The sequence below is a fragment of the Mesorhizobium sp. M7D.F.Ca.US.004.01.2.1 genome (genome assembly GCF_003997785.1).
GTDB lineage: Bacteria > Pseudomonadota > Alphaproteobacteria > Rhizobiales > Rhizobiaceae > Mesorhizobium > Mesorhizobium loti.
Genome location: NZ_RZRQ01000233.1, coordinates 1 through 9,568, shown reverse-complemented (window position 1 = coordinate 9,568; position 9,568 = coordinate 1). Strand labels below are relative to the sequence as shown.

The 9,568-nt window shown below is 62.5% G+C and carries 14 protein-coding genes, 1 other RNA gene and 1 pseudogene; 9 read left to right on the top strand and 7 right to left on the bottom strand.

Annotated features, from left to right (window positions below):
* A pseudogene (locus EN993_RS25295) lies at window positions 1-315 on the top strand (MFS transporter); the annotation flags it as partial.
* A gap of 69 nt (window positions 316-384) precedes the next feature.
* Here EN993_RS25295 and EN993_RS25290 read toward each other — a convergent pair.
* Window positions 385-1,224 (bottom strand): MoxR family ATPase, encoded by an 840-nt coding sequence (locus EN993_RS25290; protein ID WP_109664648.1) that lies wholly within the window; start codon window positions 1,222-1,224, stop codon window positions 385-387.
* A 149-nt stretch (window positions 1,225-1,373) separates the two neighbouring features.
* Between EN993_RS25290 and ssrS the strand changes: the two genes are divergently transcribed.
* The 4 genes from ssrS (at window position 1,374) to EN993_RS25270 (ending at window position 3,944) form a co-directional block, all read left to right on the top strand.
* Window positions 1,374-1,529: non-coding RNA, 6S RNA (gene ssrS / locus EN993_RS25285), on the top strand.
* A gap of 96 nt (window positions 1,530-1,625) precedes the next feature.
* Window positions 1,626-2,213, top strand: a complete 588-nt coding sequence (locus tag EN993_RS25280) for a 5-formyltetrahydrofolate cyclo-ligase (protein ID WP_109664651.1) — start codon at window positions 1,626-1,628, stop codon at window positions 2,211-2,213.
* A 70-nt stretch (window positions 2,214-2,283) separates the two neighbouring features.
* A complete protein-coding gene (locus EN993_RS25275; RefSeq protein ID WP_109664654.1) occupies window positions 2,284-3,108 on the top strand; it encodes a YmdB family metallophosphoesterase in 825 nt (274 codons plus the stop codon).
* 68 nt (window positions 3,109-3,176) lie between these two features.
* Window positions 3,177-3,944, top strand: a complete 768-nt coding sequence (locus EN993_RS25270) for a TerC family protein (protein ID WP_127265123.1) — start codon at window positions 3,177-3,179, stop codon at window positions 3,942-3,944.
* Between the two features lie 20 nt (window positions 3,945-3,964).
* Here the strand turns inward: EN993_RS25270 and EN993_RS25265 are convergent, their stop codons facing one another.
* From EN993_RS25265 to EN993_RS25250, 4 genes are read right to left on the bottom strand one after another with little or no spacing between them, the layout of a single operon-like run.
* Entirely contained in the window at window positions 3,965-4,414 is a 450-nt protein-coding gene (locus EN993_RS25265) for an SRPBCC family protein (protein ID WP_127265124.1), read from the bottom strand.
* A 26-nt stretch (window positions 4,415-4,440) separates the two neighbouring features.
* A complete protein-coding gene (locus EN993_RS25260; RefSeq protein ID WP_109664667.1) occupies window positions 4,441-4,803 on the bottom strand; it encodes a hypothetical protein in 363 nt (120 codons plus the stop codon).
* A 43-nt stretch (window positions 4,804-4,846) separates the two neighbouring features.
* Window positions 4,847-5,239, bottom strand: coding sequence for a VOC family protein (locus EN993_RS25255; RefSeq protein WP_109664671.1), 393 nt, complete (start codon window positions 5,237-5,239; stop codon window positions 4,847-4,849).
* Window positions 5,240-5,284: 45 nt separating this feature from the next.
* Complete coding sequence (locus EN993_RS25250; RefSeq protein ID WP_109664675.1) at window positions 5,285-5,767, bottom strand: SRPBCC domain-containing protein; 483 nt, start codon at window positions 5,765-5,767, stop codon at window positions 5,285-5,287.
* Between the two features lie 52 nt (window positions 5,768-5,819).
* Between EN993_RS25250 and EN993_RS25245 the strand changes: the two genes are divergently transcribed.
* The 3 genes from EN993_RS25245 to EN993_RS25235 all read left to right on the top strand — a co-directional run bounded on the left by EN993_RS25245 (window position 5,820) and on the right by EN993_RS25235 (window position 7,429).
* On the top strand, window positions 5,820-6,143 hold the full coding sequence (locus EN993_RS25245; protein WP_127265122.1) for a helix-turn-helix domain-containing protein: 324 nt from the start codon (window positions 5,820-5,822) through the stop codon (window positions 6,141-6,143).
* 213 nt (window positions 6,144-6,356) lie between these two features.
* Window positions 6,357-7,106 (top strand): YebC/PmpR family DNA-binding transcriptional regulator, encoded by a 750-nt coding sequence (locus tag EN993_RS25240; RefSeq protein WP_023758620.1) that lies wholly within the window; start codon window positions 6,357-6,359, stop codon window positions 7,104-7,106.
* Entirely contained in the window at window positions 7,103-7,429 is a 327-nt protein-coding gene (locus EN993_RS25235; RefSeq protein WP_127265121.1) for a SelT/SelW/SelH family protein, read from the top strand. Before EN993_RS25240 ends, EN993_RS25235 begins: the two co-directional genes overlap by 4 nt.
* 29 nt (window positions 7,430-7,458) lie before the next feature.
* Here the strand turns inward: EN993_RS25235 and EN993_RS25230 are convergent, their stop codons facing one another.
* A complete protein-coding gene (locus EN993_RS25230; RefSeq protein WP_127265120.1) occupies window positions 7,459-7,935 on the bottom strand; it encodes a DUF1772 domain-containing protein in 477 nt (158 codons plus the stop codon).
* A 1-nt stretch (window position 7,936) separates the two neighbouring features.
* Window positions 7,937-8,770, bottom strand: a complete 834-nt coding sequence (locus EN993_RS25225) for an NAD(P)H-binding protein (protein WP_127265119.1) — start codon at window positions 8,768-8,770, stop codon at window positions 7,937-7,939.
* Between the two features lie 105 nt (window positions 8,771-8,875).
* Between EN993_RS25225 and EN993_RS25220 the strand changes: the two genes are divergently transcribed.
* Window positions 8,876-9,517, top strand: coding sequence for a TetR/AcrR family transcriptional regulator (locus tag EN993_RS25220; RefSeq protein WP_127265118.1), 642 nt, complete (start codon window positions 8,876-8,878; stop codon window positions 9,515-9,517).
* Window positions 9,518-9,568: the final 51 nt, after the last annotated feature.

Genomic DNA, 9,568 nt, shown 5'->3' with positions numbered 1-9,568 from the left:
ATAGTCTCTTATCTGCGGAACGCGTTTGACGGGGCCTTCGACCCGAATGAACTGGGTGCACTAGCGGAAAAGATCGCCACCGGAAATCTCGATGGCTTGACGCAATATTCGCCCAGGCTCGCGACCCTCGACCCATCCGGCGCCATCGCGCATGCCGCCCTGGTCAACGGTTTTGGCTGGGTCATGCTCTATTGCGGGATCGGCGTTCTCGCTCTTGCCGTCATCAGCTTCATCATCTTCGGCGCCAAGACCGACGCGCCGCAAGAGCAGAGCGGGCATGGTTCCGCTCAGACTGCGGGCGAGGCCCGCTCGTAGCAACCGGCCTTCCAGCTCGGCGTCAGAGGCCGTGTTGTTGCGGTCCAGAGATCATGCGCGAACCGCTCTTCATCCCTGCCTTCTGGCCATGAAGGCCAGCCGCTCGAACAGGTGCACGTCCTGCTCGTTCTTCAGGAGAGCGCCATGCAGCTTGGGCAGGGCGTTCTTCGGATCGGCGCGCAAATCCTCGGGCGCGATGTCGTCGGCGACCAGCAGCCTTATCCAGTCGAGCGCCTCGGAGGTCGACGGCTTCTTCTTCAGCCCCGGCACATCGCGGATCTCGTAGAATTGGGTGAGCGCTGCCCGAACCAGGTTCTGCTTGATGCCGGGATAGTGGACGTCGACGATTTTATGCAGCGTGTCGACGTCGGGAAAGCGGATGTAGTGGAAGAAGCAGCGGCGCAGGAAGGCGTCCGGAAGCTCCTTCTCGTTGTTGGAGGTGATGATGACGATCGGCCTGACGGCGGCGCGGATCGTCTCGCCGGTCTCGTAGACGAAGAACTCCATGCGATCGAGTTCCTGCAGGAGATCGTTGGGGAATTCGATATCGGCCTTGTCGATCTCGTCGATCAGAAGCACGACCTTCCTACCGGCCGCGAACGCCTCCCACAATTTGCCGCGCTTGATGTAGTTCCTGATGTCGTTGAACCTGATATCACCAAGCTGGCTGTCGCGCAGGCGCGAGACGGCGTCATATTCGTAAAGGCCCTGCTGCGCCCTGGTGGTCGACTTGACGTGCCATTCGATGAGGTCGAGGCCAAGTGCTGACGCCACCTGGCGGGCGAGTTCCGTCTTGCCGGTGCCGGGCTCACCCTTGACCAGCAAGGGCCGTTCCAGTGCGATCGCCGCGTTGACGGCCACCATCAGATCCTTGTCGGCGACATAGGCCGCCGTGCCTTCGAAACGCATTCTTGCTCCTCGGTTGGTCATCGCGACCGTAAGGACGCGGCTCAGCCTGTGCAAGGGCGCACCCACCGCCACGAAAGACTTGAAACCCGCGATGGAAACATCTGCCAGTCTCACTGGCGCTTAGTCGACCGGCAGCCTATATTGGCTGGGACGGTCTGTGCTTCCCGGCAGGAGAACATTTTCCCCGGGGCCTTAACGATCCTTAGGGAGCTGTCCCTGGGAAGACCCGTGGGTTTTCTCACACGGCGCCCACCTACTTTGTAGGTTCCCGGGATCGCTCTCTCCACCGGTTGTGTGGATCGTCACTTATTGCCACGCGTCCACGCATTTCGGTGGACGATGCGGTGGAAAACGTCGCTCCCAACGCTTCATCCCGCTCTGACCTTTTCTACCCTGGCCGCATGACCTCTCCCAAAGACCTGAAAAAGCAGCTTCGCCGCGAGGCACTCGGGCGCCGCGACGCACTCGATGAATTCTGGCGGGTGGAGGTCGCGCTTGAAATGGCCGAGACCGCACGCGATCACCTCCACATCGAGCCGGGCCAGATCGTCTCCGGTTTCTGGCCGATGCGCTCGGAAGTCGACGTCAGGCCGCTGATGTTTGCCTTGCGCGAAAAGGGCGCACGGCTTTGCCTGCCGGCCATTCTCGACAAGACCACCATCGTTTTTCGCGAACTGGTGCGTGGCGCGCCGATGGTCGAAATGGGCTTCGGCACCGTCGGCCCGCATGAAGAGGCCGAGGTGCTCGACCCCGCGGTGATGCTGGTGCCGCTTGCCGCTTTCGATGCGCGCGGCCATCGCATCGGCTACGGCGCCGGCTATTATGACCGCGCCATCGGCAGGCTGGTCGACAAGGGCCAGCCGCCGCGGCTGGTCGGCATCGCCTTCGATTGCCAGGAGGTGGCAATGGTGCCGGATGAGAACCACGACGTCATCATTCCGGAAATACTCACCGAGAGCGGGTTGCGCCGCTTCGCGCCAAAATTGTAGATAAGTACAAGGGACGCATGATCTTTCACTGGCGTCATGCAGCTTTCGCTGACCTTCGGTGCGAGATCATATGAGACTTCTCTTCCTCGGTGACATGGTGGGCAAGACGGGACGGACGGCGGTGTGGGAACAGCTGCCCGGCCTGATCTCCGACTTCAAACTCGATTTCGTCATCGTCAATGGCGAGAACGCCGCCGGCGGTTTCGGCATCACCGAAGATATCTTTCGCGAGACCATCGCGGCCGGTGCGGATGTCGTTACCACCGGAAACCATGTCTGGGACCAGCGCGATGCGTTGGCCTTCGCGCCGCGCGAAGAGCGTTTTTTGCGCCCCTCCAATTTTCCCAAGGGCACACCCGGGCGCGGCTCCGGCGTCTACATTGCCAGGAGCGGCGCGCGCGTGCTGGTCGCCAACATCATGGGCCGGGTGTTCATGCATCCCGAGCTCGACGATCCGTTCCAGGCCGGCGAACGCGAGCTTGCCGCCTGTCCGCTTGGCGAGCAGGCGGATGCCGTGGTCATCGACTTCCACGCCGAGGCGACCTCGGAAAAGATGTGCTTCGCGCATTTCGTCGATGGCCGCGCCAGCCTCGTCGTCGGCACTCACACGCACCAGCCGACCGCCGACCACCAGATCCTGAATGGCGGCACCGGCTATCTGTCCGATGCCGGCATGTGCGGCGACTACGATTCCTCGCTCGGCATGGACAAGGAGGAGCCACTCAACCGCTTCCTGTCGAAAGTGCCGAAAGGGCGTTTCGAGGCAGCCACCGGACCGGCGACATTGTGCGGCGTCGGCGTCGATATTTCCGACCGCACGGGGCTCACCGAGCGGATCGCGCCGTTTCGTCGCGGCCCGCGGCTGGAGGAAACCGCGCCATCCTTCTGGTCGTGACATTGATATAGGCGCGCGCAGTACCTAACTGCCGGCGACACTGCTCTAGATCGTAGGGGACGACCTCCATGCAGCTCATCGAATTTCTGGCGCCGCATTTTCAATTCGTGTCCGACCCAACGGCATGGGTCGCGTTGCTGACGCTGGTGGTGCTGGAGATCGTGCTCGGCATCGACAACCTGATCTTCATCTCGATCCTGACCAACAAGCTGCCGGAAGCGCAAAGGGCCCGCGCCCGCCGCCTCGGCATCTCGGCGGCGCTGATCATGCGGCTGGTGCTGCTGGCCACCATTTCGATCATCGTCCAGTTGACGGCGCCGGTGTTCACGGCCTTCGGCCATGGCTTTTCCTGGCGCGACCTGATCCTCATCGCCGGCGGCCTGTTCCTGGTCTGGAAGGCGACCAAGGAGATCCATCACACGGTGGACCCCGACGACCACCAGGACTCGATGCTGGGTGAGACGCTGCAGATCAGCCTTGCCGGCGCGATCTTCCAGATCCTGCTGCTCGACCTGGTCTTCTCGATCGATTCGATCATCACCGCTGTCGGCATGACCGACGAGATCGCCATCATGTACATCGCCGTGATCGTCGCGGTGAGCGTGATGATGCTGGCGGCCGGGCCGCTGGCCAATTTCATCGCCAAGAACCCGAGCATCGTCATGCTGGCGTTGGGCTTCCTGCTGATGATCGGCATGACGCTGATCGCCGACGGCATGGGCTACCATGTGCCCAAGGGCTACATCTACGCCGCCATGGGTTTTTCGGCACTGGTCGAGGGACTCAACATGCTGGCGCGGCGGCGCAAGAAGGCGAAATCGGGCGGCGGGCACTGAGGCTGGTCTATCGGGCTAGCCTAATGCTGACGGTCGCCGATCAGGCCAAGCGTCAGGCCCTGTTCCAGCCAGGCCTTGGCGCCGGCCAGCACGAGCGTGAAGCCGCCGGTTGAGCCGATGGCCTCTTTCACCTGCTCGTCGCCATTGCCTGCGAAGTCGAAGTTGCGAACTTCGAGAAAAGTCGTCTGATCCGGCATTTCGGTGAAGGTCCAGACCACGGTGGTCGGAGGATCGCTCCACCGCATGACGATCTTTTCGTTCGCGACGATCTCGCTGACATCGACCGTCGTCGAGACCCCGTACATGCGCCACTCCGATCGCACCTCCTTGCCGCTGTCCAGGCGCCCGCTGGCGTGGGTGAACCAGAATTTCGTGGTGATGGCCGGATCGACGATGGCCTCGAACACTTCAGGGACAGGTCGCCGGATCAGCATGCCGGCTTCGGCGGTTGGTGTTTCGCGGATCTCCATCGGATTGTCCTTTCGGGGCTTGGCGCTCACCAGGCGTCCGGTTCGCGCAGCATGTGAACGATGTTGGCTGGGTTGGTGATCCAGCCGCCACGGAAGCCCTCGCCCAGGGGCTCGATGGCGTCGCAACGCACGACGCCCGCCTTGGCGAGACGATCCGCGGCCATGGGGAAATCATCGGTGAAGAGTTCCAGCCACACCTCGGCCTGGCTCATCATCGGCGCCTCATCGATCCACAGGCGGTTGGGGCCAAGCTCGAAGCCGATTGCCGGCGCCTTGTCTGTGAATGGCTTCAGGCCGACGACGTCGCGGTAGAAGGCGATCGTCGCCTCATACTGGTGTGGCGGCACCTTCATGGCGATGTTGATGCCGCCGGTGATTTTCGTGGTCATAGCTGGCTCCGTTTCAGCTGTTGGTCGGCTTTGCCCGGGCTGGTTATGCGAGATTGACCTGCCAGGAGACCCCGAACCTGTCGTTGAGCCATGCGAAACGGCGGCTGAAGCCGTAATTGTCGGGCGGCATCAGAAACCCACCGTCCTTTGCCAGTGTCTCGACAATGCGGTTCAGTTCGTCTTCGGAGGAACAGTCCACATAGAGCGAGACCGACGGCGTGAACGTGAAGGCGTGGTGCACGGGGCTGTTGAAGACCAGGACTTCCAGGCCAGCGATCGACACCCGTGCCAGCTTGACCATTCCTTGTGGACCGTCTTCGCCGGGGCCGTAATTTGTGACGTCAAGGACGCTGCTGCCGGGAATGGTCTCGCAATAGAGGGTCATTGCCTCTTCGGCCTTGCCCTCGAACATCAGGAATGGCGTTACTTTCGTCATTGCAGGCCTCCATCTTCCTTCCTGGGTGCTCAGATATGGGGTCGCTCAGATATTGGTCTCGTTGGCGGGTTCGCCCTTCATCTCGCTGCGGTAGTAGCCGTCGCGCAAATTGATGCCGTATTCGACATAGGCCTTCATGCAGGCCAGCATCTGCGACCAGCCCTCGCAATTGAGGTAGGACTTCTTCAGGCCGACCGCGCCTTCCTGCCAACCGCTCTCGGCGATGGTGACGAAGGTGCCGCCTTCGTCCAGCGGCTCGAAATTCATCTCGATACGGGTCTTGTAGGCGGGTTTGCCGTCGGCGTCGGTGGCATCCCAGCGCAGCACGATGCGGCTGTCCTTGACCACTTCATCGACCTCGACCGGCACCTTGCCCCACCAGACGACGCCGGCACCCGCCACCAGCGGCGCGCTGGCGCCGCCGATCGTGGTAAAATAGCCGCTCAGCTTCCTCGGATTGACGACTGCGTCGAAGACGTCGGCGACCGGCTTGCCGATGCGGCCGGAAACCTTGAATCCAAGTGACATATCCACAGCTCCTTCCCTTGATTGGCTCAACGATATGTTATAGAAACATAACATGTCAAGCCAATCGCAAGACGACAATGTTTTCAAGGCGCTGGCGCATCCACGCCGGCGCGAAATGCTGGATCAGCTGAAGGATACGCCGAAGACGACCGGCATGCTGTGTAAGGCCTTTCCCGATATCGATCGCTGCACCGTGATGCTGCATCTTAAGGTGCTGGAGGAGGCCGATCTGATTGTCGCGCGGCGCGACGGACGCGAGCGCTGGAACCATCTCAACGCGCTGCCGATCAAGCAGATCCACGACCGCTGGATCAGCCAGTATGCCGGCCATGCGCTCAGCATCATTGACCGGTTGAAGTCCGATCTGGAGGCGTGAGCGCTCGCAGCCGCCAATGTCGGGCGTCCCGTGTGCGGTGCGGCTGGACGAATTGAGCCGATTTATCTATAAGCCGGCCATTCCGACAGAGAACGCCGTGCTTCCACGAGTTGCACCTGGGACGCTCTGAAATTTTGAATTCGGGCATTGCGGAAGACGAGGTGAGATCACTTCGCTTCGGGATGCTCTAGCCGAGAAGACGACAGGGGTGCCATGGCTGGCCATTCACAGTTCAAGAACATCATGCACCGCAAGGGCCGCCAGGATGCGGTGCGGTCGAAAATGTTTTCCAAGCTGGCGCGCGAAATCACCGTCGCCGCCAAGAGCGGGACGCCCGATCCATCGATGAACCCGCGTTTGCGGCTGGCGATCCAGAACGCCAAGGCGGTGTCGATGCCGAAGGACAACATCCAGCGCGCCGTCAACAAGGCCTCGATGGGCGATGCCGAGAACTACGAAGCCGTGCGCTATGAGGGCTATGGTCCCGGCGGCGTCGCCGTCATTGTCGAAGCCCTGACCGACAACCGCAACCGCTCGGCCTCGAATGTGCGCGCCGCCTTCACCAAGGCCGGCGGGGCGATGGGTGAAACCGGCTCGGTGTCGTTCATGTGGGACCGTGCCGGCGAGATCTACTATCCGGCATCGGCGGGCAGCGCCGACAAGATCATGGATGCGGCGATCGAAGCCGGCGCCGATGATGTCGAGTCGGACGAGGAAGGCCACACGATCTACTGCGCCTTCGAAAATCTCGGCGAAGTGTCGAAGGCGCTGGAAGGCGCGCTCGGCGAGGCTGAATCGGTGAAGCCGATCTGGCGGCCGCAAAACAATGTTCCGGTCGACGAGGAGCGGGCACAGTCGCTGATGAAGCTGGTCGCCACGCTTGAGGACGACGACGACGTGCAGAGCGTCTACGCCAACTTCGAAGTCGACGACGAGACCATGGCTAAGCTCAGCGCGGCATGAGCGAGGAACCTCTGCCCACCATCCGCATCACCTATTGCACGCAGTGCCAGTGGCTGTTGCGCGCCGGCTGGATGGCGCAGGAGCTTCTGTCGACCTTCGGCACCGATCTGGGCGAGGTCACCCTGGTGCCCGGCACCGGCGGCATCTTCACCATTTCCTGCAATGACACGCTTGTCTGGGACCGCAAGCGCGACGGCGGCTTTCCGGACGCGGCGAAGCTCAAGCAGTTGGTCCGTGATGTCATCGACCCGGATCGCGATCTCGGCCATGCCGACCGCAAGGGTCACACGTCGAAAGACCAGACGCAAAAGGACCCCGCCTGAGCGGGGTCCTTTGCGTTTCGTAAAACCGCTTAGAGCAATGCGAAGATAAAGCAGGCCATCGCCACGATGGCGGTGATGGTGCGGACGTGGTTCCACATCACCCATTGGCTCAAATGGTTCGCCCACACGGCGGCGCCATTGCTGCTGGCGGGGTCGACGGCGGCGAGCGCATCGTTGAGCGGCACATTGAAGACCATGGTCACGATCGGGTTGCCGACCACATAGATCACCGCGCCGGCAAGCAACCAGTACGAGCCGGACTGGCTCCAGCCCATGATAGCGGCGGCGATAAGCACCAGACAGAGCAGGCCGGTACCGAAAAGCGCCGTCATGAAGGTCGGGGTGATCACCGTGATGTTGATAGAATTCATCGCGGCGATGCCGCTTGGGACGGGCAGCCGGGCAAGCGCCGCCATGACGAAGTTGGAAAAGGCGAAAAACACGCCGCCGACGACGCCCGAGCCGATTGCGGCAATGATGGTGAGGGTGGGGAGAAGCTTGATCATCTCAGTTGCTCCAAATGCCGGTTGAGGCGGTTTCGGTTGCGTAGGCGGAGAAGTCTTTCGGCGCACGGCCAAGCACGCGCTGGACGCCATCGGTGAGGGACTCGTTGCGGCCGTCGAGCACTTGCGTGAACAGCTCGTTGAGCAGCCAGGCGATTTCGGGCGGCAGTTCATGTGCGGCCATCGCGGCGGTGAATTCGTCATGCGGGATCCTGACAAAACGGATGTCGCGGCCGGCGGCCTTGCCGATCTCGGCGACCGCATCGGCGAAGCTCAGCAGCCGTGGTCCGGCCAGCTCATAGAGCTGGCCGACATGGCCTGGCTCCGTCAGCGCGACGAAGGCGGCTTCGGCGATGTCGTCGACATCGACGAACGGCTCGCCGACATTGCTGACCGGCAAGGCTACTTCGCCTTCCAGCAAGGGCTCGACGAGAAAACCTTCGCTGAAATTCTGTGAGAACCAGGCGCAGCGCAGGATCGTCCAGTCAGCGCCCGAGGCTTTCAGCATCTCCTCGGCGCGCTGGGCTTCCGCCTCGCCGCGGCCGGAGAGCAACAGCAGGCGGGTGACGCCATTGGCCACCGCAAGCCTGGCGAAGGCGCCGACGGTTTCGGCGGCGCCCGGCACGGCGATGTCGGGGTAGTAGCTGATGTAGACGGCACTCACGCCTTGCAAGGCCGGCCCCCAGGTCGCGGGGATTTCCCAGTCGAAGCGCGGGTTGCCGGAGCGCGAGCCGATCCGTACCGGCAGGCCGTGCGCCGTCAGCCGCTCGGCGAGACGGCGGCCGGTCTTGCCGGTGCCGCCAAGGATCAGGATGGGGCTGGTTATTGTGTCATTCATGGTGGTTTCCTCCGTTTTGCAAACATGAGTAATCCTCATATTTGCAAAACGTGATAAACCCTCGTATTTTGCGAGTCAAGCGATTTGCCGGCATTGGAGTCAGTCATGGAAGACACGGCCACGCCGGTTTCCCCTCAGGAGCAGATTGCTTCGCCGCGCCGGGCGCCCAGCCAGCAGCGCAGCCGCGAGCGGGTCGAGCGCATGCTGGCCGCTGCCTCGGCGCTAATCGCCGAGCAAGGCAGCGATGCCATGCGCATGGGTGAAGTGGCCGAACGGGCAGGGGTGTCGATCGGTTCGCTCTACCAGTTCTTTCCAGACAAGCGGGCGATCGTCTGGGCACTGGCCGAGCGCTACACCGCCGAGAGCCAGACCTGCATCTCGGCGGCACTTGCCGGCGTCGGCGACGCCGAAGGCTTGAGCCAGGCATTTTCGGAACTGGTCGACATCTATTACCGGTTGTTCCTGGCGGAGCCGGTGATGCGGGATATCTGGTCGGGCACGCAGGCCGACAAGGCGCTGCGCCAGCTCGAACTCGCCGACAGCCGGGCCAACGCCGAATTCCTCACCGCAGTGCTGAAACGGCTGCGGCCGGCAGCCGATCCAGTGGCGCTGGAAACCACGGCGTTCCTCGTCTGGCAAATGGGCGAAGCCGCCATGCGGCTGGCGATTTCCGTTGAGCGGCAGGAGGGCGACAGGCTGGTCGCCGCCTACAAGCACATGGCGCTCAGGGAATTGCTGGACGGATAGAATGCTCCCCACCCTCCCCCTCGTGGGGAGGGTCGCTGCGAAGCAACGGGG

Coding starts and splice junctions, on each gene's coding strand:
- EN993_RS25220 (WP_127265118.1), top strand. CDS start 8,876: ATGGAAGACACGGCCACGCCGGTTTCCCCTCAGGAGCAGATTGCTTCG.
- EN993_RS25225 (WP_127265119.1), bottom strand. CDS start 8,770: ATGAATGACACAATAACCAGCCCCATCCTGATCCTTGGCGGCACCGGC.
- EN993_RS25280 (WP_109664651.1), top strand. CDS start 1,626: ATGACCTCTCCCAAAGACCTGAAAAAGCAGCTTCGCCGCGAGGCACTC.
- EN993_RS25230 (WP_127265120.1), bottom strand. CDS start 7,935: ATGATCAAGCTTCTCCCCACCCTCACCATCATTGCCGCAATCGGCTCG.
- EN993_RS25245 (WP_127265122.1), top strand. CDS start 5,820: ATGTCAAGCCAATCGCAAGACGACAATGTTTTCAAGGCGCTGGCGCAT.
- EN993_RS25270 (WP_127265123.1), top strand. CDS start 3,177: ATGCAGCTCATCGAATTTCTGGCGCCGCATTTTCAATTCGTGTCCGAC.
- EN993_RS25275 (WP_109664654.1), top strand. CDS start 2,284: ATGAGACTTCTCTTCCTCGGTGACATGGTGGGCAAGACGGGACGGACG.
- EN993_RS25290 (WP_109664648.1), bottom strand. CDS start 1,224: ATGCGTTTCGAAGGCACGGCGGCCTATGTCGCCGACAAGGATCTGATG.
- EN993_RS25255 (WP_109664671.1), bottom strand. CDS start 5,239: ATGACGAAAGTAACGCCATTCCTGATGTTCGAGGGCAAGGCCGAAGAG.
- EN993_RS25260 (WP_109664667.1), bottom strand. CDS start 4,803: ATGACCACGAAAATCACCGGCGGCATCAACATCGCCATGAAGGTGCCG.
- EN993_RS25250 (WP_109664675.1), bottom strand. CDS start 5,767: ATGTCACTTGGATTCAAGGTTTCCGGCCGCATCGGCAAGCCGGTCGCC.
- EN993_RS25235 (WP_127265121.1), top strand. CDS start 7,103: ATGAGCGAGGAACCTCTGCCCACCATCCGCATCACCTATTGCACGCAG.
- EN993_RS25240 (WP_023758620.1), top strand. CDS start 6,357: ATGGCTGGCCATTCACAGTTCAAGAACATCATGCACCGCAAGGGCCGC.
- EN993_RS25265 (WP_127265124.1), bottom strand. CDS start 4,414: ATGGAGATCCGCGAAACACCAACCGCCGAAGCCGGCATGCTGATCCGG.